Genomic DNA, 20,579 nt, shown 5'->3' with positions numbered 1-20,579 from the left:
AATCAAAGGCGAAAAGAGGCTGGAGCTTAGCTGACTTTTCCGCACGCACAGGTCGTCCGTCCGAGAGTTCGGAAGGGCCACCACCAGCCATGCAAGGTCAGTTTTGAGTTCATCAGGCAAAACCAGTTAGGGTCTCGACGCCGCAAAAATAGGATGCGTTGAGGAAAAAATAAGTCAAATCACCCAAAATCTTATGCGCCATAAAACTTAACCTACTGAAATTTAGTCGGATAATCTGTTTAGGAAGCCGAGCGAAACACGCCAGACCGTCCTGCTGAGCCCCGCGAAGCATCTCGCTCGGGAAAAAATCCACGGAACCGGACGATTGAGTTACTTCCCCACGCCAGATGCTTCGCGAGGCGCAGCAGGACATTCTGGGGGTTTCGGCCGACTTCCTAAACAGCTTCAGAATATAAGCTTATTCTGCCGGCTACGCCACTACCCTACCCCCCTCTTTTCGCGCAAAGCCGACCTGCTTTCCTACCCCCCTTGCATTGGTCCAGCCCGCACCAATGCTACTTCTTTGCCGCGGGCCCTGCGGGGCGTGCGGCCTGGGCAGGGGGGTAGGGATTGCGCCGCCCTGGTTTGCCGCGGTACCGGCTGGCAGCCGCCGGCGTCGCAGCGGGCTCGTAGAGCCAGCGGTAGCCGGCCGCGAACTCGCGCCGCCAAAACCATTCGGCGTGCTGGCCATCGGGGCGGGTGCTGAAGCTTAGGTTGGCCGCCGGTACCCCGCCGGCTTGCAGCCGGTCGCGCAGGGCCCGCATCAGTGATACCATCGTCTCGCTTTCGGTGGTGCCGCTCACGAAGTAGAAGCGCGCGGCGGGGCTGGCCGGGTGCTGGCGCAGGTAGTCGAACAAGGACTTTTCGGCAAACCAGTAAGCCGGCGAGAAAGCCGCCACCTTACCAAACACGGCCGGGTATTTCAGGGCCGCGTAGGTGGCGATGAGGGCGCCCATGCTGGAGCCACCGATGCCGGTGCTGGCCGGGCCCGGCGCCGTGCGGTAATGGGCATCGACGTAGGGCTTGAGCGTCAGGACCAGGAAATCGAGGTACTGGTCGCCCTCGCCGCCGCCATACTTCGCGTTGCGCCAGGGCGAGTACTCATCCAGGCGGGCGGCCCCACCATTGTCGATGGCCACCACGATGCAGCCGGTGGCCGGCCGGCTGGCCGCCAGCTGATTAAGCGTCTCATCGACGCCCCACTCGCCGGCAAAGGCAGTGGTGGCATCGAACACGTTCTGGCCGTCTTGCAGGTACAGTACGGGGTAGCGCCGGGTGGTCTGGGCATAATCGGGGGGCAGATACAGCCACACGCGCCGGGTGCGCCCGCCGAGCTGCGGCAGGACCATTGCTGCGGCCATAAGCTGCACGTTGGCGGCGGCCGTGGAGTGGGGTGCGGGCGTCACCGGGCCCGAGTCCTGCCAGCCCCGCACCTGCTGGCTTACGGTAGCCGGCGCCGCGCCGGCCCCGAACGTGTGGCGGCGGTTGGGCGCGTCGGTGTGGCTGGCAGTGGTTTCGACAGTGGCCCAGCTACCGCGGGTAAACTTATATTCGATGGTGCCAGTCAGGCCGGCGGGCAGGGTAATTTCGTAGGTGCCGGCGGCCGTGCGGGTCAGGGCATGGGTGGCGCTGGCCGGGTTCCAGTTATTGAAAGAGCCAGCTACGTAGATGGTAGCGTCAGCCGGAGTAGCGGCCGGCACTGCCGTCAGGCGCAGCGTCACCTGAGCCGGGGACGTGAAGCCTAGCAGCCCTAGCAGCGCAGTCAGTAAGCGTTTCCGCATGAAGAAATGAAGAGGCAGCCAGGGAGACAAGGCAGCACGCAGCAAAGGTAGGGATGCCTGAGGGGGCCAATAAGTTGCTGTTCTCTGAGCAGCCAGCGGCAAGATTACCTGACTAGAAATATTCTATTTTGGCTAGGGAACAAATTACGGGCAGTAACAGGTTGGCCCGATTCCTGAGGCTAGACGCGCAGCACTACTTGCGCTTGCACAACTGATTATATGTGTGGTAATAGTGTAAGCAGTAATAAAAAACCGTCGTTTTCCGGTAGAAATCGTTAATCTTTGCAGCGAATTTTGTGCTTTAAGTGCGCAAATTCGCAGTACTGAAGTTGGTTAAGAAGCGTAGAGCAGCCCGAAAATAGTATTTGTGCTCTCCAATTCCTTTAAAGTACCAGTACTGCCAGCTGCTGTACCCAAGCATCTTTATTTTCTCAACATTACCCATTCCTATTTCCCACCTTTTCCTTTCTCTATATGAGACATCCTTACCTGGCGAAACTTTTGTTTCTGCTGCTATTTCTAGGCTGTGGCTTTCTAACTACTGAAGTTTATGCTCAGGCAACCGGCTCCGTTGGCGGGCGCGTCACTGATGACAGGTCGGAGGGCGTACCCGGGGCGACGGTCCTGATTGAAGGCACCAGCCTAGGCTCTTCGACTAATGTCGATGGCACTTTTAACATTCAGAACGTGTCGGCCGGTGCGCGCATCCTGGTCGTATCCTTTGTCGGCTACAACACGGTGCGCCTCCCCGTCACGGTAGTGGCCGGCCAGAGTGCCACCGTCAACGCCGGCCTGACCGAAAACACCACCCAGCTTTCCGAGGCCGTAGTCGTGGGCTACGGCACCCAGCGCCGCCAGGATGTGACGGGCGCCATCGCTACGGTTGATTCCCGGCAGTTTGTGCAGGGCCAGGTGACTAACCCGGAGCAGCTCATTCAAGGCAAGGTGGCGGGCGTGAACATCACCTCAGCTGGTGGCGCCCCCGGCTCGTCCACTACCATCCGCATCCGCGGCTCCTCGTCGCTAACGGCCAATAGTGACCCGCTGTACGTGATTGACGGAGTGCCGGTGGACAAAAATGGTATCAATGGCGCTTCCAACCCGCTCTCGCTGATTAATCCCAGCGACATCGAAACCTTCACGGTGCTCAAGGATGCCTCGGCGACAGCCATCTACGGCAACCGCGCCTCGGGTGGGGTTATCCTCATCACTACTAAGAGAGGCTTGCAAGGCGAGAAGTTACGGGTGGAGTTGAACTCGCAGACGGGCGTTTCGACGGTGGCGCGCCGCTACGAGACGCTCTCGACTAGCGATTTTCGGGATTTGGTAACGGCCAATGCGGCCCCCTCGCAGGTTGCTACCCTGGGTTCGGCTAACACGGATTGGCAGGACGAGATTTTCCGCACCGCCGCCACTTACGATAACACGGTAAGTCTGCTCGGTAGCGTAGCCAAGGTGCCATTTCGCGTGTCCTACGGCAACCTCTATCAGGAAGGTATTGTCATCACCAACAAACTGACCCGCAACTCCGGCTCGGTGAGTTTAAGCCCAGTGCTGTTCGACAATCGTTTGCGCATCGACGTCAACGCTAAAGGCAGCATCGTAGATAACCGTTTTGTAGACTATGGCCAAGTGGCTGGGGCGGCTCTTTACGACCCTACTCAACCGGTGACGTCAGATGAATCACGCTTCTCGCGTTACGGTGGCTACTTCCAATTTCTAAACTCTGATAACGGCAATCCACTGGGCAATGCTCCCGCCAACCCGGTAGCTGCCATTAATAACAGACGCGACGTCAGCACCGTCAAGCGCTTAATTGGCAATGTGCAATTTGATTATAAGGTTCACGGCGTTGAGGGCCTGCGGGCCAACCTTAACCTAGGCTTGGATGTGGCGCGGAGTAACGGCAGCAGAAGCTTTGCCCCCACCGATTTTGGCAACTTCAATACCGAGTCGGCGGAGCCGGGGTTGAACGGCCGGTACGAGCGATATGCTCAGGACAAGGACATGCGCCTGCTGGAGGCTTACTTAGCCTATGGCAAGCAGTTCGGCGGTACCAAATTTGACGTGCAGATCGGCCACGCCTACCAAAATTTTACGGACCAAGGGCCAAACTTCTTGAACTATCGTTCGGACCGTACCACGCTCATCAACCCTGACGACAGGCTAACGGTGCTAGGCTTCTATAGTAGGAACGTACTGATATCGTATTTCGGACGAACTACGCTGAACATAAAAGACAAGTACCTGCTAACGGGTACTGTGCGTAACGATAATACTTCACGCTTCCGTGATGGCTCCCGGAGCGGCTGGTTCCCGGCTTTGGGCTTGGCTTGGCGCGTCAAGAACGAGGATTTTCTGAAAGACAACGCTATGCTTTCGGAATTTAAGCTCCGGGCCGGCTACGGCCGCACTGGCCAACAGGATGTTGGCGGTGCGTATGACACGCAGCCGCGCTACGGGTTGGGCACCTCCGGCTCGCAGTACCTCTTCGGCAACGCGGCCACGGGCTTCATCGCCGGTCCGCAGGGCTACAACAGCGTTCTGCAATGGGAAACCACTAACACCTACAATGCTGGTCTAGATTTGGGCTTCTTCGACAACCGCCTCACGGCAACTATCGATGTGTATCAGCGCAGCGCTAGCGACTTGCTGTCTACTATAAACTTGCCGGCCGGCTCCAACCTCACCGACCGGCTCACTGCCAACATCGGCTCGCTACGCAACCGCGGCATTGAGTTAGGCCTGAACTACGGTGTGCTGCGCTCGGAAGACCTGACCTGGGACGTGAACGTGAACGGCGCCTATAACGTGAACAAAATCACTGATCTGGGTCGGCAACTGCCCGGCTTTCCCGGCTATCAGGTCGGTGAAATTTCCGGCGGCACCGGCCTCAATATTCAGTCAAACGCCGTGGGGCAGCCCATTAACGCTTTCTACGTGCAGCAGCAAGTGTACGGTCCCGATGGCCGGCCGGTGCAGGGCTTGTACGTGGACCGCAATGGCGATGGCAACACCACCAGCGACTTCTACTACTACAAGCAGCCGGCTCCGCTCGTGACGCTGGGCTTCAGCTCGAACGTAGTGTATAAAAAAATTGTTTTTGCCTTCACATTACGCGGGAACCTAGGTAACTACGTATATAATGGCAACGCCGCTACCCTGGCTAACTACGCCAATGCTACCGGCTCGACTAACTTCCTCAGTAATATTAATCCTGACGTTCGCAACACAGGCTTCACGCAACAGCAGGTGTTCTCGGACTACTACATGGAGAACGCCTCCTTCCTACGCTGCCAGAACATCTCTCTGGGCTACAATGTGGGCAAGGTGCTCGGCGCTTCGTCGCTACGCATCACTGGCAACGTGCAGAATGCTTTCCTCATTACCGACTACACGGGCGTTGAACCCGAAATTCCTAACGGCATTGATAGAAACTTCTATCCTACTGCCCGTACTTACACGCTCGGCCTGGCCCTTGGCTTTTAATTCTTAATTATTCATGAAAAACCTATTAGTTCGTGGGGTATTAACCCTCACTTTGGGAGCGGCACTTGCCGGCCTCAGCACTTCGTGTACCAAGGACCTCGACCAAACCCCGAAGTATGAGCTGACGCCTGAAAACGTGTACGTTGATTTGGCCAGCTACAAACGGGTGCTGGGCAAGCTGTACGGAGGCTTTGCGCTCACCAGCCTGGGCGGCGCCAGCGGTGCCAGCGACCTCACCAGCATCGACGGTGGCACTGGCGACTATTTGCGGCAACTGTGGAGCGCCCAGGAGTTGACCACCGATGAAGCGGTAGTGGCTTGGACCACTGACCCCGGCATTCAGGACTGGCACAACATGAACTGGGATGCCAACAATCCTTTGATTCGCGGTATTTATAATCGTTGCTATTACGAAATCTCCCTCTGTAACGAGTTTATTCGCGAGTCAACGGACGACAAGCTCAGCAGCCGAATCTCGGGCGACGAAGTAACTCAGGGCAGGTTGTTTCGGGCCGAGGCGCGGTTTCTACGGGCCGTGGCTTATTACCATGTCATTGATTTGTTCGGCAACGGCCCATTCGTGACGGATACCGACGTAGTGGGCGTCACTGCACCGCCATACTACACCCGTCGGCAGCTCTATGATTTTGTGGAAAGCGAATTGCTGGCGCTGACCACCGAACTGGCCCCCGCCCGCTCCAACGAGTACGGTCGCGTGGACCAGGCTGCTGCCCGCGGCTACTTGGCCCGGCTGTACCTGAATGCAGAAGTATACACTGGTACTGCCCAGTACGAGAAGGCGGCGGAACAAGCTAAGAGCGTAATTGGCGCCGGCTACACCTTGGTAAATGAAACCAGTTCGGCTTCGTCAGCGTATGGCCGTAACTTCTTGGCTGACAACAATATGGGGCCAGCCACCACTGAAATTGTATGGCCCGTGCTGTTTGACGTGACGCGCACCCAGACCTTTGGCGGCACCACGTTTTTGGTCAATGCCTCGACCAATGGCACCAACGCTGCCTGGCAGCGCTACGTGGGTGAAAGTACTGGCTGGGGCGGGATACGCACCACCCGCGCCTTGTTCGATAAGTTCTTCCTGCTGGGCGCGGACACTGCCCAGGACCGCCGCGGCCGGTTCTGGACCCAGGGACAAACCTTGGAAATCAACGATATCACCCAGTTCACTCAGGGCCTGGGGCTACCCAAATACCGGAATGTCAACTCGGATGGCGCCGCGCAGGGCGGGACACTGAACTTTTCCAGTGTCGATTTTCCGATGCTGCGCTTGCCTGACATGATGCTCATCTACGCCGAAGCGGCGGTCCGTGGCAAAGCCGACCGTGGCACTGCTCTGGGCTATGTCAATCAGATTCGCCGCCGTGCTTTTGGCCTGCCCATTGCCACTGCCAGCACGGCAGCCGATATCACCGATGCGCAGATGACCACGGACTTTATCCTTGACGAGCGGGCCCGCGAACTGCACTGGGAAGGAGTACGCCGCACTGATCTTATCCGCTATAAGCAGTTCGTGGAGAACACCTACCTCTGGCCTTGGAAAGGTGGCGTAAGAAACGGCCGGGGCGTGGAAGCCCATCGGGTACTCTTCCCCATTCCGTCCTCCGACATAACGGCCAATCCGAATCTGAAGCAGAATCCTGGCTATTAAGCTTGTTACGGCTGGCCCAGCCTTTCTGGGTCAGCCATACTGTTTTTCAATTTCTCATCTTCCCACCCTCCTCCTTCATTTTATGCGTAACTGGTTCTTTAAATCAGCAGCCGTGCTAGGCTCGCTGGCCATCGGCCTTACCGCCTGTGAAAAAGACGAAACAAAAGTCACCACTGAGTTCGGTGCGGCGCCGGTGTTGTCTGTTTCGAGCAGCGCCCCCCTGGTTTTGCTGCAAGACAATGCCGACCAGCCAGCCCTGACTTATACTTGGACGCCTTACACAATGGCGCTCTCCGACGGCTCAACTCCCGTCTCACCGGTCACCTACACGCTGCAATTTGCCAAGGCGGGCACCAAATTTGAATCGCTACAGGAACTAAGCGCCGGTAGTGGTTCCACCTCCACCTTAGCGATTAAAACGGTAGATTTGAATACGGCGCTGCTGGGCTTAAATTTGCCTTTCACTGCCCCTTCGCAGGTGGATGTACGGCTGAAAACCGTCGTAGCGGGCAATATTGCGCCGCTCTATTCGGCCTCCTCTACCCTAACAGTTACCCCCTACGACTTCTGCGAACAGCCGGCCGCTTCCAAGGCCTGGACCCTCATTGGTGCAGCGGCTCAAGGGTGGGGCACAGACATCGCGATGAAGTACGATTGCACCAGTAAAACTTTCTCCTATACTGGCCCTCTTAAGGCTGACGAGTTCAAGTTCCGCTACGGCGGTACCGACCCGGTAACCGGAAATTGGAAGGCTGACCTTGGTGGTACCTCCAGCACTGGCGGCGCCCTTATTCAGGGTGGCCCGAACCTGAAAATTGCCACAGCTGGCACCTACACCATCATACTGACGCCGGGTCCGTTGGCGGCTGATGGTAAGGCTACTAACGGCACTTTCACTATCAAGTAAGATGTCTGAAAGACAAGCTCTTTGTTTATAAAAAGCCGCTGCTAGTCAGCGGCTTTTTTTATTGTGTTTGTTAGTTTTCGCTGGAAGTAAGGAAGATAAGTAGACTAGTAGAGGCGGATCCTCGCGGGTTTTAACAATTACCGCAAGTGATAAACGCGACAGTAAGTCTGTACAGCACTCTTCTTATTTGTAATAGAGAATAGATAAGATTTATTAAGTAACGGTCACGAGGCTAGAAATACCGTCTCTGCTTTTTTTAAGAACGCACGTAGAGAACGCATGACAGGATTCAATCCAGATGTTGACTTTCTCCCTTTCCTCGTGAATATAAGCCTCACAAAAAAGCCCCGCAGCCAGTGGCTGCGGGGCTTTTTTACAATCAGAAACCTAGCCTACTCAATCACAACTTTACCGCTGGTCTGCTGGCCGCCCACATTGAGCTTCACCACGTAGAGACCGGCGCTCAGGTTACGCAGCTTATAAGACTGGCTGCCGGCCTGCACTGCGCTCACGCTGCGCACCTGTTTGCCAGTAGCATCAATCACGCTCAGAGTTACGTTCTGCTTGCCCTGGGGCACCACATAGTCCACGCTCACGGCCGAGCCGGGATTGGGATACACGCCGAAGCGCAAGGCCTTGGCCACTTGGCCGCGGTTAGCTAGCGTTACGCCCGTAGCCGTTAAGTTCAGCGTGGCAGCTTGGCGACCGGCAATAGTGCCGAAATCGACGCCAGTGGCCTCCGCTAGGTTGCCGTTGTTAGTAGTTAGCGGGGTAGAAGTTTGCGGGATAAAATCGCTGGAGAGAAAACCACCATCGCCCCCGTTTTGCAGCGCGAAAACGGTGAGGGCAGGAGTACCTGTTAGGGCGCCAATGGCAGTGCGGTCTAACTCTATTTCCCAGCCGAAGCTGCCAGCAGCACCATAGGTGGCACCGGTATTAGGGGTGGTGTTGCCGGGGTTCGTCAAGACCTTGCCGTCACTGGAGTTCCGGTAAGCCACGCGCGCACCAGCCAGCATCGGGAACGCTGCGTCAACCGGCAGCGTCAGCGCCGTGCCGTCGCCCAGGAGCGGAGCCGCATCGGCCGTGACCTTCTTGCTTGCGGCGGTAGTGGCATTTGTGTACGAGGCAGCTTCAATTTTAAAGTCCGTGGCATTTTCGGCCGTCGCGCGCAGAGCTAAGGCCATGTCTACGGGCAAGTCCATCTTGGCGACCATTTTCTCGAACGAGGTCCCAGCGCTTGCTCCGGGCAGGACGGTACCGGCTGGAACGCCACCGGCAGCGGGCAGGTCCATATACAGTTGAAAAGCGTTGCCGTTATTCTGGACAGTGCCTCCCAAGAAGAAGTACACCTTGGTAGCGGTGCTAGCGGCGTACAGGCTGAGCAGGCCATAGTCGCCGAAGCCGCGGGGGTTGGTGTACTTGCCAATCAGCACATAGTTGCCGGCAGTTATTTCGTTGGCGTTCAGAACACCATCGACGGCGACCTGCGCCTCAGCGCTGAGGGATGCTGCCGCCAAGACACTGGCGGTAGCAAGCGTGAAAACTTTTTTCATGAGAAATGAAAGGTAAAAAGTGAGTGAATAAAAAAGGATTTAAAGAGTCCACCAGGCAAAATGCCGGCTGTGACGGGGGTAAAAGTAGTACAGACCTTTGTAATAATTTGTTTGAGCCACAACTTTCCGGCGCTTTCGTCAGGCGAGCAGGGTCCGGAGGGCCGACGACGGTATTTCCACCGTAGCTTCCTACTTTCGCCCTCTACTCACTCAACTTCCCCGCTTCATGATTCTTATTGCCGATGGCGGCTCCACGAAAAGCAACTGGTGCCAGCTCGACGACGCGCACAACCGCGTTTATTTCAACACCGAAGGCTACAACCCCGACTTTATGAGCACGGAGGGCATCGCGGCCTCGCTGGGCCAGAGCCTACCCGACACGCTGCCCCGCGAGCAGGTGCGCGAGGTGCACTACTACGGGGCGGGCGTGTCGTCGGCCGCCAAAGCCGAAGTGGTGGCCGGGGCCATGCGGCAGCTGTTTCCGCAGGCCCAGGTGACGGTGACCGAGGATTTGCTGGCCGCCGCCCGCGCCCTGCTCGGCCGCGGACCAGGCTTTGCGGCCATTTTGGGCACGGGCACCAACTCCTGCCTTTACGACGGCGAGCAGATTACTTACAACGTCGATTCACTGGGCTACTTTTTGGGCGATGAGGGCAGCGGCTCCTTTATCGGCAAGCGCCTGCTGCGCGACTACATGCGCCAGCAGCTGCCCGCCGAGCTGCAGGGCGTGTTCCGGGAGACCTACGGGCTGGGCTCGCGCAATGAGATTCTCGACCGCCTCTACAACCAAGCGCTGCCCAACCGCTTTCTGGCCTCGTTTGCCAAGTTTGCCTACGACCACAACAACGTAAGCTACTGCCGCGAAATCGTACTGCAAGGCTTTGAGGCCTTCTTCCAGAACCTGGTGCTGCACTACCCCAACTACCAGCAGTACAGTTTCAACTGCGTGGGCTCGGTGGGGTACAACTTTCGCGACGCCCTGACGCAGGTGGCGCGCAGCCACAACATGGAAGTAGGCAAGATTATTCGCTCGCCCATTGATGACCTTGTGAGCTATCACGAGGGGTAGGGAATTGCGGCCCCGTCTCACCTGGAGTCCCGCCGGGCAGAAGCACAGCTCGGACCGGCTGATTTTGAAGCTGTTTAGAAAATCGATTTTCGCTCATGCTGAGCTTGCTGAAGCATCCCTATTGCTTCATTTGAGCCGTTCAACGAAGCAATAGAGATGCTTCGGCAAGCTCAGCATGACAATCTAGAGTGTTTTTTGGGACTTCCTAAAAAGCTTCTTTGTAAATTATGCGACGACAAAAAAGGCTCCCGACAATTGTCAGGAGCCTTTTTGCTTTCAATCTGGATGAGATAAACAAATCCCTACCCCCCCTCCTGGCGGGCTAGTGCTGCACCACGAGGCGCGTGGTCTGCTGCTGGCCACCAGCTTGCAGGCGGATGAGGTAGATGCCGTTGGCCAGCCCGGTCACGGGTAGGGTCAGCTCGTGGGCGCCGGCGCGCTGGTGGGCGCTGCTCGTGACGGTGCGCACGGTAGCACCGAGCAGGTTGCTGACCGTCACGCTCACGGCGCTGGCGGCCGTGGGCAGTTCGTAGCGGAGCGTAGCAGCGGTGGCCGTGGGGTTGGGGGCGGCGCTGAGGCGCAGGGCAGCGCTCTTCTGAGCGTTGCGGGCCGCGAGCACCGTGCCGCGGGGCTTAGTGATGGGCTTCGAGGTATAGACCGCGTACTCGCCGGGGCCGAGCTGCAACGGCGCCGTGGTGCTGGTGACCGTGACGGGCGCGCCGGTCAGGTAGTTATACCAGGTGCCAGTGCTCTGGAACTCGGGGTTCACGGCGGCGGCTCTCACATCAAAATTTCCCACCACGGTCACGCTCAGGTTGGCGTCACTCAGGTGGATGGTTTTCTGCGCGCCGGCCACGTTCTGGGTGTAGGTCGTGGGGGCGGCAAAGACAGGCTGCGTGGTCTTGAGCGCAATCAGGCTGCGGTACACGTCGTAGAGGCGGCGGCGGCTGGGGTTCTGGTAGTAGTCCCGGCGGATGGGCTTGGCAGCAGTGCGGCACTCGTCCACGGCCCTGGGCGGCGCCGGCACCACGCCGTCGGAGCAGGCGTTAATGCTGTAGTCGTAGCCGACTTCGCCAAACTGCCAAATCATTTTCGGGCCGGGCACGGTGAAGAAGAAGGCGGCGGCCATCTCGTTGCGCGCCATCGACGTGGCCAGCTCCTTAATGTTGTAGGTGCCGGAGCTGTTGCCGAACTGCGCATTCTTATAAGCCAGCCGCTCTTCATCGTGGCTCTCCATGTACGTCAGCAGGTTGGGCTCGGTGAAGCCCCGACCACCCTGACCCTGGCCGTAGTAGGCCGCGCTCAAGTCAGATTTGCCGTTGTCGTTGTAGCCCATCGTGGCCTCGTTGTATTTGGGGTTCATGTTGTGCCACAGCATAAATCCGATTTTAGACAGCTCCTGCTCTTCGCGGTTGTCGGCGAAGTGCTCCAGGATGGGGTAGGCCGTGGCGTCGGTGGCCGCGAGGGTGTTGTGGTAGTCCTGCCAGATGTTGATGCGCGACTGGTCGTATTGCCCCCACAACTGCACCCGCTCGCCGTCGTTGAGGCCCGGCAGGTTGGAATTCGTCTGGGTGAAGCCCTTACTCAAATCGAAGCGGTAGCCGTCAATGTGATACTCCCTGAGCCAGTATTCCATCACGCGCTTCGAGAAATAACGGGTGTAGGGGCTCTCGTGGTTGAAGTCGGTGAAGACGTTAAAGGGGTGCCGGGCCTCCACGTTATACCACGGATTGTCGGCGCGCGGGGTGAAGCCGCTGGCGTCGGCGTAGAGTTGAATCATGGGGCTCTGGCCGGTCGACTGGTTGAGCACCATGTCCATCACCACGGCGATGCCGCGGCGGTGGCACTCGTCGATGAACTGCTTGAAGGCCAGCCGGGTACCGTAGTACTTGTCGGGCGTAAAGTAGAAGTCGGGGTTGTAGCCCCAGGAGTCGTTGCCGTCGAACTCGTTGATGGGCATCAGCTCGATGGTGTTGATGCCCAGGCGCTGGAGGTAGTTGAGCGTGTCGCCCATCAGGGTCTGGAAGTCGTGGCGGGCGATGAAGTCGCGCAGGTGCAGCTCATAGACCACCAGGTTGGTGCGGGCCGGGCGCTGGAAGTTGGTCACCTGGAAGGCGTAGGGCGTCTGGTTGGTTTGCAACACCGAGACGATGCCGGTGGTCTTGCCGGTCGGGTACTGCCGCTCGGCGACGGGGTAGGTTGCCTCCGGAATAAACTGGTCCTGGTTAGGGTCGAGGATTTTCTCGGCGTAGGGGTCGGCCACGCGCAGGCTGCCATCGACCAGAAACTGGTAGCTGTACTCGCGGCCGGCCGTCAGGCCGTCAATTTGCACCCACCAGCGGCCGGTGGCCGCGTCGGTGGCCGAGGCGGTGTTAGTTTCCAGAGTGCGCTTCATAAAGCCAGCGGCCGTGGGCTGCCAGTCGTTGAAGTCGCCCAGCAGATACACAAACTGCTTACTGGGCGCCGTGAGGCTGATAACGACCGACGTGCCGCCGTTGAGGTAGGTCACCCCGTCGGCTTTAGCGCCGGCCGGCAGCGGCGCGGTCGTCACGAGGGGCCGCGACTGCACCGTGATTTCCGTAGCAGCCGTCTCGGTGCCGTTGGTAGCCGTGGCCCGCAGCACGTTCGCGCCGGCCTGGGTGATGGTGACGGGCGCCGTGAGCGTCGTCGCGTTCGTCTGCTGGGCAATCTGGGTGCCGTTCAGAAACAGTGTAATCGTCGCCGGCACAGCCGTCGTCACCGTGACATTGGTGGCCGTGTTCTCGGCAAAGAAGAAGGGCGACGCGCCGGCGGGATTGGTAAAGCGCAGGTTGAACGCGTCCTGGGCCACGTCGATGAAGATGTCGGCGCCGCCAGCGCCCCGGCCCGAGCGGGTGCCCTCGGCATTCTTAAATACCATTGCCAGCCGGTAAATGCGCTCGTTCGCGGCAATGTTGGGATAGAAGGTGCGGGGGGTGAGGGTAATAGTGTACAGGTTCGGATTGGAAGTCGAGCGGGTCATCTTCGAGGCCGGGTCGCCGGTGTTGAAGGGCGCGCTCTTGATGTGGTTCCAGGTGGTGCCGGTGGGGCTGGCCGTCACCACACCGGTGTAGATGAATACGTCGCCGGTGAAGCCGCGCAGGCCCGCGTCGCCCTGCGTGGCATCAAAAACAATGGTCACCGCGTCGGTGTCGCGGAACGGGCTGGGCTGGGTCGTGACTACCTGGGCCTGGGCGGCCGGCAGCAGCAGCCAGCTCAGGAGCAGGCCAAACAGGGGTCGAAGTAATTTCATGAATGGGGGAAAATTGGAATAGAAATAAAAATTGTGGCAAAAAAACAAACGCCAGAAACGCACCCAATAAGTCCGGCCTTAATGGACTCGCAAGATACGACGCCGGGCGGGTGGCGGCCGTAGATTTGCGGCTTTCCGACCCGGCCCCGATGATGCTCCCGCTCCGCTTTATGCTGCTGCTGCTGGCCGGGCTGAGCGTCGGAACAGGGCCGCGGGCGGCCGGGGCGCAATCCCTACCCCCCGACTCGGCAGCCAGCCGCCCGATGCGGCTGGCGCGGCCAGCTGGCGTCAATTCCCTACCCCCCGACTCAGCCGCCACGCGGCGACGACGCTTGCGGCTGCTGGCCGGCGGCTCGGCCCTGGGCTACGGCGTGATTTACGCGGGGCTCACTACGAGCTGGTACACCGGCGAGAGGGTGCCGCTGCACTGGTTTAATGACCTGCCCCAGTGGCAGCAGCTCGACAAGGCCGGCCACTTCTGGGGGGCGTTTCACGAGAGCCGCGGCGCCGTCGACATGCTGCGCTGGGCCGGCCTGAGCGAGCAAAAAGCCATCTGGTACGGCTCGCTGGTGGGCTTCGCTATCCAGAGTCCGCTGGAGCTGCTCGATGGCCGCGACCCGGACTACGGCGCCTCGGCCTCGGATTTGGCGGCCAATTTCCTGGGCTCAGCGGGCGTGCTCAGCCAGCAGCTGCTCTGGCACGATATCCGGCTGATGCCCAAGTGGTCGTTTCACCTCACGCCCTACGCCGCCCGCCGCCCCAACGTGCTGGGCCGCAGCGTGCCCGAACGCTGGCTCAAGGACTACAACGGCCAGACCTACTGGCTCTGCGCCGACGTGGGCGCGTTTCTGCACTTGCCACCCGGCAGCCGCTATCCGCGCTGGCTGCAACCGGCTATCGGCTACGGCGGCCAGCAATTGGTTTATAACGACCCCACCACTAATGCCGCCGCCGGCCTGCGCGCTTACCGGCAGTTTTATCTGTCGCTGGATGTGGATTTGCGGCGCATCCCGACCCGGCATGTGTGGCTGCGGCGCGTGTTCTACACACTCAGCATCTTCCATCTGCCGGCCCCGGCGCTGGAGGTGAATGGGCGCGGCGGGGTCGTTTTTCGACTGGTTTATTTTTAAGTAGGGTGCGGGGCTTGCCCCCGCCCGGCACCAGGGCCGGTTGGCTGATAATCTGGTGACTATTGTCCGCCCGCCGGGCGGGAGCAAGCCCCGCACCCTACGCTGTACTTTTGTCACACCAAAAACACCGTGCATTATGAACGTAGGAGATAGAGTCCGGCTGCTGACCGGCACCGAGCAAGGCATTGTCACGCGCCTGCTTGATAGCGAACTGGTCGAAGTGGCCATTGATAATGACTTCACCATTCCCGTGCTCCGGCGCGAGGTCGTCGTCATTGCCGCCGATGAGGGCGCCGCCTTCACCCGCCCCAATGCCGACTACCGCCCCGGCAAGGCCAACCAAAACCCCGGCCGCAACGCTAGCAAGAAGGACAATACCAAACCCCGCGAGGCCACCCCGGCCAGCCAGGCCAGGCAACCCACGCTGGCCGAGGCCTTGGCTGCCGTTGCCTCCAGTGGCCCGGCCGCTGCCAAAGCCGCCGGCGCTCAAGGCGGCAAAATCCCTACCCCCCAGCCCGCCGCCAAAGGCCTTTACCTGGCCCTGGTGAACCAGGCGCCGGAGCTGCTTTCGGTGCATTTAGTTAATAACACGGAGGCCGAGGTGCTCTTCACCTACGGCGAGGAAACCGCCGCCCGCCCCCACCGGGCCCTGGCTGCCGGGCAGGTGGGCCCGCGCGCGGCCAGCCAGCCGCTGGCCCACTTTCACCTCAAGGATTTTGAGCAGTGGCCCGCCATCGTGGTGCAGCTGCTGCCCCACCGCAACGGCGGCGACACCGCCTACGAGCTGCTCACCAAGCGCCAGGCGTTCAAGGCCACCACGTTCTACAACAGCCGCCGCCCCGCGCCCGTTATCCAGAAAGAAGCCTACTTATTTCAGCTCGATGAGCGCCCCGCCGCGGCCCTCACGCCCGAAAAGCTGGCCGAGCTGGCTGCTCCTACCCCCCCTCCCGCCGCCAATTCCTCTGAAGCCAGCCGCCAGGAAGGCCAAATCGACGTGGCCGCCCTGCGCGCCCAGCTCACCGGCGACGCGCCCGTGCCCGCCAAGCCCGCCGCCGTGGTAGCCGCCGCGCCCCAGCCGGCGCCCATCGTCACGGCGCCGCCCCACGAAGTCGATTTGCACCTCGAAGCCCTGCGCCCCGACGGCAACAAGGACGAGGAGCTGAGCAACGCCGCCATCCTGCGCCTCCAGCTCGACGCCTTCGAGGACGCCCTCATTCGCGCGCTGGCCACCAACATGCACGAAATCATCTTCATCCACGGCACCGGCAACGGCGTGCTGCGCAAGGAAATCCACCGCCAGCTCAGCCGCAACAAGGACATCAAGTTCTTCGAGGACGCCCAGAAGGAGAAGTTCGGCTTTGGCGCTACGCTGGTGAGGTTGAAGTAAGTTGTGGCGCTGCAAATTGCTTAACCACAGCCCCAGCGGGGCGGCATATTGGTAGAAACAGGGGGTAAGAAAACCACCGAGCCCCAGCGGGGCGACACCTAGCTGCCCCGCTATTATCTACACCATGGCCAACACCTACACTCAAATTCATCTCCACGTGGTGTTTGCGGTGCAGGGCCGGCGCTCTCTTATTCCACCTGCTCACGCCCAGAACCTATATCGCTACATCACGGGCATCATCGTGCAGCAAGGCCAAAAGCTTTTAATAATTAATGGGATGCCCGACCATCTGCATCTGCTCATTGGTTTGCGGCCGGATAAGGCGCTATCCGATTTGATGCGCGAGGTAAAAGCCAGCTCCGCGAAATTCATCAACGAGCAAGCATGGCTGCCGGGCAAATTCAGCTGGCAGGAAGGATTTGGGGCCTTTTCCTACGGCGCTTCGCAGCTTCCGCAGGTGATTGAGTATATCAAGCGGCAGCAGGAACACCACGCCACGCGCAGCTTTCAGCAAGAATATGAGCTTTTGCTGGAGCGTTTTGGGGTGGAGTATAATCCCGCGTATTTGTTCGTGCCGCCTGAGAAAGAAGGATAGTACAGCAATTTGGTGTCGCCCCGCTGGGGCTTTGATAAGTTTTTACTACCAATATGCCGCCCCGCTGGGGCTGAGTGGTGGACCTGACGCCGTACCTTTGCCCCACGTGATGGGTCGCCCCACCGCGGCGCCACTCGCAAGAGCGGCGACGAGGAAAGTCCGGGCAACGCAGAGCACCCTGCTTCCTAACGGGAAGGACTGGCGCGCCTAACGCAAACCAGGACAGCCAGTGCCACAGAAAACTACCGCCTACGTGCTGGCTTCGGCCGGCGCCGGTAAGGGTGAAAAGGTGCGGTAAGAGCGCACCAGCGGCCAGGTGACTGCGCCGGCTGGGTAAACCTCAGGGGTTGAAAGACCAAATAAGCTGGCACGCGCGAGGAGCTTCGGCCACTTACGCACCGGGCGGCTCGTCCGGCGCCAGCGGGTAGGTTGATGGAGCCTTTCGGTGACGACTGGCCTAGATAAATGGTGGGGCCGCGCGGGCAACCGGGCGGACAAAACCCGGCTTACAGACCCATCACCCGTTCACAAAAAAGGCCGCTCCCAGTTGGGAGCGGCCTTTTTACGTTATCACCAGCTGGCGCGAGAAGCTACTTTTTCCGGGCGGCGCGGACGGTTTTCACTTCCGGAGCCTTGACGGCGCTGGCTTTGTTGCCGAAGCTGTTGCGCACGAAGGTCAGCACGTCGGCAATTTGCTGGTCGGTGAGGTTGTCGTAGGAGGGCATGACGTTATTGTACGGTTCGCCGTCGATGTCCTCACCCTGCAAGCCGTTGAGCAGCACGTTGATAATCCGGGTTTTGTCGCCCAGTACCCAGCTCGTTTTGCTCAGCGGTGGGTTGAGGCCATCCACGCCGCCGCCGTCGGCCTGGTGGCAGGTCAGGCAATTCTGGGTGTAGATAGTTTTGCCCTGAATGAGCGCCGTGGGCGCGATGCCGGCGCTTTTAGGGGGGGTAGGCTTTTTGGGAGCGGGCTTTTTCTGGGCCCGCGCCGGCCCGCTAAACAGGGCCAATAGCGTTATAATCGCAAGAATATTCTTCACTTGGAGGCGCTTATTTTTTGGCGTACATGATGCGGTAGAGGCGGCCCTTGGCATCGTCCGTGACGTAGATGGAGCCATCGGGACCCTGGGCGAGGCCGCAGGGCTTGTGGTCGGGGCGGCCAGCGGCAGCCTTTTCGGGCGTGCCGGCGAAGTTGTCGGCAAACACCTCATATGGGCCAGCGGGGCGGCCGTTTTTGAAGGGCTGAAACACGACGTAGTAGCCTTTTTGCGGCTCCGGCGCCCGGTTCCAGGAGCCGTGGAAGGCGATGAAGGCGCCGTTGCGGTACTTTTCCGGAAACATGGTGCCGGTGTAGAAGAGCAGGCCGTTGGGCGCCGTGTGGGCGGGGTAGGCAGCGGCCGGCTCCAGGTACTTGGCGTCGGCTTCCTTCTTGCCGTCGCCGCCATACTCGGGGTTCAGCATTTTTTTGCTCTTGCTGGGGTCGTAGTACAGGTAGGGCCAGCCGGCGTTATCGCCGGGCTTGAGGGCGTAGAGGCACTCGGCGGGCAGCTCGGCCGACTGCTTGGTAGTAAAAAACTGGGGCCAGTTGTCGGAGAGCTGGTCGCGGCCGTGCTGCATCACGAAAAGCTGGTTGGCCGGCTGGTTCCAGTCCAAGCCCACCACGTTGCGCAGGCCGGTGGCGTAGCGGGTGCCGTCGCCGTAAGTTTGGTTGAGCTTGCTGGCCTTAAACTGCCAGATGCCACCGGCTGAGTCGAGGATAGGGCAGTTGGGCTGGCCCGGCGAGCCCTTCTGGCGGTCCTTCACCTGGCAGGTGTTGGCGTAGGCCCCGACGTTGACGTAGATGTTGCCCGCATTATCGAGCACCACCGACTTGCTCTCATGCTGGCGGCGATTAATCAGGCCAGTGATAATTTTCTCGGGCTGCGCCGGATTGACGACCTCACCCTTCTCATTGAGCTTGTAGCGGTACACATCTTCGTCGGACGAGGCGTAGAGGTAGCCGTCTTTGGCGTACATGCCGGTGCCGCCGTAGGAGCCGAAGCCGGTGGTGGCGGCAGCTTTGCCGGTGCCGTCGGGGCGCAGCAGCAGGATGCCTTTGCCTTCCTTGTTGGGCCGGTTGAGCTTAATGTAGATGAGGCCCTGGGGCGTGACGGTGAGGTGGCGGGGCCGGGCGCCGGTTTCGGCCACCACCAGGGCGCCGAAGCCGGCCGGCAGCTTCAGGCCCGCGTTGTCGGGGTCAGCTTTGACTGATTCCCGGCTCGTGAGCGCCAGCAGGGACAAGCTGCCCGCCACGGCCGCCGAGAGCAACAAAGGACGAGTTGGAATCCGCTTCATAAATTACTTTTTTCGAAAATGGAGTTGAAATAGCTGGCTCCCCTTACGCGGATGCCGGGCAAATAGATAGCCTCCGCAGCCGCCAAGCCCATTTGGCCTGGGCCATATCTGTTTAGCTATTAATGAAAGGCTTATAAATCCGGCGCACGGCTTTTTGTTACCTTCGCCTCTTCCCAGGCCCGCTCCCAATTCCCTACCCCCCTTATGCCGCGCATCCTTATTATTGACGACGAAAAAGCCATCCGCAACACGCTGAAGGAGATTCTGGAGTTTGAAAGCTACACCGTCGACCAGGCGGAGGATGGCCCCGCCGGCCTGGATTTGCTTATTCAGCAGAAGTACGACGTGGTGCTCTGCGACATCAAGATGCCCAAGATGGACGGCCTCGAAGTGCTCAGCCGCGCCCAAACCATCGCGCCTGATTCCGCCTTTATCATGGTCTCGGCCCACGGCAACATCGAAACGGCCGTCGAGGCGACTAAGAAAGGCGCCTACGATTTCCTGACCAAGCCGCCCGACCTCAACCGCCTGCTCGTGACGGTGCGCAACGCCCTGGACCGCACCAAGCTGGTGAGCGAAACCAAGACGCTGAAAAAGAAAATCGGCAAAACCAGCGAGATGGTCGGCGACTCGGCCGCGCTGAACGCGGTGCGCAAAGCCATCGAGAAAGTGGCTCCGACCGATGCGCGGGTGCTCATCACCGGTCCCAACGGCGCGGGCAAGGAGATGGTGGCCCGGCAGCTGCACGAGCTAAGCGCGCGCGCCAACGGCCCGCTGGTGGAAGTCAACTGCGCCGCCATCCCCTCGGAGCTGATTGAGAGCGAGCTGTTTGGACACGAAAAGGGCTCATTCACCTCGGCCGTGAAGCAGCGCATCGGCAAGTTCGAGCAGGCCGACGGCGGCACCCTTTTCCTCGATGAAATCGGCGACATGAGCCTCTCGGCCCAGGCCAAGGTGCTGCGGGCCTTGCAGGAAAACAAAATCACCCGCGTGGGCGGCGAAAAGGAGATTTCAGTCAACGTACGCGTACTGGCCGCCACCAATAAAAATCTGCTTCAGGAAATCGCCGAGCGCAACTTCCGCGAAGACTTATACCACCGCCTTTCCGTGATTCTGATTCAGGTGCCGGCCCTCAATGAGCGCCGCGAAGACATTCCGGCCCTGATTGACAAGTTCCTCAAAGACATTGCCGCCGACTATGGCAACAAGCCCAAGAAAGTCGCGCCCGACGCCCTCAAGTACCTCCAAGCCCTGGACTGGCGCGGCAACATCCGCGAGCTGCGCAACGTGGTCGAGCGGCTCGTGATTATGAGCGACGACACGATTTCGGCGGCGGATGCGAAGGCGTTTGCCGGTAAGTAACCCAACAGCCCGTCATGCTGAGCCCCGCGCAGCAT

At 59.8% G+C, this 20,579-nt stretch carries 13 protein-coding genes and 1 other RNA gene; 9 read left to right on the top strand and 5 right to left on the bottom strand.

Translation table 11 applies throughout. From position 1 onward, the window contains the following. Positions 1-515: 515 nt before the first annotated feature. A complete protein-coding gene (locus ACFE70_RS10380; RefSeq protein WP_375417670.1) occupies positions 516-1,781 on the bottom strand; it encodes an alpha/beta hydrolase-fold protein in 1,266 nt (421 codons plus the stop codon). Positions 1,782-2,255: 474 nt separating this feature from the next. Between ACFE70_RS10380 and ACFE70_RS10375 the strand changes: the two genes are divergently transcribed. The 3 genes from ACFE70_RS10375 to ACFE70_RS10365 all read left to right on the top strand — a co-directional run bounded on the left by ACFE70_RS10375 (position 2,256) and on the right by ACFE70_RS10365 (position 7,843). After that, entirely contained in the window at positions 2,256-5,270 is a 3,015-nt protein-coding gene (locus ACFE70_RS10375) for a SusC/RagA family TonB-linked outer membrane protein (protein ID WP_375417669.1), read from the top strand. Between the two features lie 13 nt (positions 5,271-5,283). Further along, positions 5,284-6,936, top strand: coding sequence for a RagB/SusD family nutrient uptake outer membrane protein (locus tag ACFE70_RS10370; RefSeq protein WP_375417668.1), 1,653 nt, complete (start codon positions 5,284-5,286; stop codon positions 6,934-6,936). 82 nt (positions 6,937-7,018) lie between these two features. Beyond that, positions 7,019-7,843, top strand: a complete 825-nt coding sequence (locus tag ACFE70_RS10365) for a SusE domain-containing protein (protein ID WP_375417667.1) — start codon at positions 7,019-7,021, stop codon at positions 7,841-7,843. 392 nt (positions 7,844-8,235) lie between these two features. On the opposite strand, the gene ACFE70_RS10360 is transcribed toward ACFE70_RS10365, so the two are convergent. Then, on the bottom strand, positions 8,236-9,396 hold the full coding sequence (locus ACFE70_RS10360; RefSeq protein WP_375417666.1) for a T9SS type A sorting domain-containing protein: 1,161 nt from the start codon (positions 9,394-9,396) through the stop codon (positions 8,236-8,238). Between the two features lie 226 nt (positions 9,397-9,622). Here ACFE70_RS10360 and ACFE70_RS10355 point away from each other — a divergent pair, with 226 nt between their 5' ends. Next, complete coding sequence (locus ACFE70_RS10355) at positions 9,623-10,465, top strand: N-acetylglucosamine kinase (RefSeq protein ID WP_375417665.1); 843 nt, start codon at positions 9,623-9,625, stop codon at positions 10,463-10,465. A gap of 322 nt (positions 10,466-10,787) precedes the next feature. On the opposite strand, the gene ACFE70_RS10350 is transcribed toward ACFE70_RS10355, so the two are convergent. Next, positions 10,788-13,736: an alpha-amylase family glycosyl hydrolase gene (locus tag ACFE70_RS10350; protein ID WP_375417664.1), complete on the bottom strand. Its 2,949-nt coding sequence runs from the start codon at positions 13,734-13,736 to the stop codon at positions 10,788-10,790. Between the two features lie 149 nt (positions 13,737-13,885). Between ACFE70_RS10350 and ACFE70_RS10345 the strand changes: the two genes are divergently transcribed. The 4 genes from ACFE70_RS10345 (at position 13,886) to rnpB (ending at position 17,373) form a co-directional block, all read left to right on the top strand. Then, positions 13,886-14,866: a DUF2279 domain-containing protein gene (locus tag ACFE70_RS10345; protein WP_375417663.1), complete on the top strand. Its 981-nt coding sequence runs from the start codon at positions 13,886-13,888 to the stop codon at positions 14,864-14,866. 136 nt (positions 14,867-15,002) lie between these two features. Next, on the top strand, positions 15,003-16,253 hold the full coding sequence (locus ACFE70_RS10340; RefSeq protein ID WP_375417662.1) for a Smr/MutS family protein: 1,251 nt from the start codon (positions 15,003-15,005) through the stop codon (positions 16,251-16,253). Positions 16,254-16,377: 124 nt separating this feature from the next. After that, a complete protein-coding gene (tnpA, locus tag ACFE70_RS10335; RefSeq protein ID WP_375417661.1) occupies positions 16,378-16,848 on the top strand; it encodes an IS200/IS605 family transposase in 471 nt (156 codons plus the stop codon). A gap of 106 nt (positions 16,849-16,954) precedes the next feature. Next, positions 16,955-17,373: RNase P RNA component class A (rnpB, locus tag ACFE70_RS10330), an RNA gene on the top strand. A gap of 65 nt (positions 17,374-17,438) precedes the next feature. Here the strand turns inward: rnpB and ACFE70_RS10325 are convergent. Both ACFE70_RS10325 and ACFE70_RS10320 read right to left on the bottom strand, forming a co-directional pair. Continuing rightward, complete coding sequence (locus ACFE70_RS10325) at positions 17,439-17,858, bottom strand: c-type cytochrome (protein ID WP_375417660.1); 420 nt, start codon at positions 17,856-17,858, stop codon at positions 17,439-17,441. Between the two features lie 40 nt (positions 17,859-17,898). Beyond that, on the bottom strand, positions 17,899-19,158 hold the full coding sequence (locus tag ACFE70_RS10320) for a PQQ-dependent sugar dehydrogenase (protein WP_375417659.1): 1,260 nt from the start codon (positions 19,156-19,158) through the stop codon (positions 17,899-17,901). 228 nt (positions 19,159-19,386) lie between these two features. On the opposite strand from ACFE70_RS10320, the gene ACFE70_RS10315 reads away from it, so the two are divergent. Then, a complete protein-coding gene (locus tag ACFE70_RS10315; protein ID WP_375417658.1) occupies positions 19,387-20,544 on the top strand; it encodes a sigma-54-dependent transcriptional regulator in 1,158 nt (385 codons plus the stop codon). The last annotated feature ends 35 nt before the right edge of the window (positions 20,545-20,579 follow it).

The organism is uncultured Hymenobacter sp. (genome assembly GCF_964243305.1).
Classification (GTDB): Bacteria; Bacteroidota; Bacteroidia; order Cytophagales; family Hymenobacteraceae; genus Hymenobacter.
This window is presented reverse-complemented; position numbering and strand designations above follow the sequence as displayed.

Bases quoted from the DNA above. Each gene is read 5' to 3' on its own strand.
- ACFE70_RS10380 (WP_375417670.1), bottom strand. From the start codon at position 1,781: ATGCGGAAACGCTTACTGACTGCGCTGCTAGGGCTGCTAGGCTTCACG.
- ACFE70_RS10375 (WP_375417669.1), top strand. From the start codon at position 2,256: ATGAGACATCCTTACCTGGCGAAACTTTTGTTTCTGCTGCTATTTCTA.
- ACFE70_RS10370 (WP_375417668.1), top strand. From the start codon at position 5,284: ATGAAAAACCTATTAGTTCGTGGGGTATTAACCCTCACTTTGGGAGCG.
- ACFE70_RS10365 (WP_375417667.1), top strand. From the start codon at position 7,019: ATGCGTAACTGGTTCTTTAAATCAGCAGCCGTGCTAGGCTCGCTGGCC.
- ACFE70_RS10360 (WP_375417666.1), bottom strand. From the start codon at position 9,396: ATGAAAAAAGTTTTCACGCTTGCTACCGCCAGTGTCTTGGCGGCAGCA.
- ACFE70_RS10355 (WP_375417665.1), top strand. From the start codon at position 9,623: ATGATTCTTATTGCCGATGGCGGCTCCACGAAAAGCAACTGGTGCCAG.
- ACFE70_RS10350 (WP_375417664.1), bottom strand. From the start codon at position 13,736: ATGAAATTACTTCGACCCCTGTTTGGCCTGCTCCTGAGCTGGCTGCTG.
- ACFE70_RS10345 (WP_375417663.1), top strand. From the start codon at position 13,886: ATGATGCTCCCGCTCCGCTTTATGCTGCTGCTGCTGGCCGGGCTGAGC.
- ACFE70_RS10340 (WP_375417662.1), top strand. From the start codon at position 15,003: ATGAACGTAGGAGATAGAGTCCGGCTGCTGACCGGCACCGAGCAAGGC.
- tnpA (WP_375417661.1), top strand. From the start codon at position 16,378: ATGGCCAACACCTACACTCAAATTCATCTCCACGTGGTGTTTGCGGTG.
- ACFE70_RS10315 (WP_375417658.1), top strand. From the start codon at position 19,387: ATGCCGCGCATCCTTATTATTGACGACGAAAAAGCCATCCGCAACACG.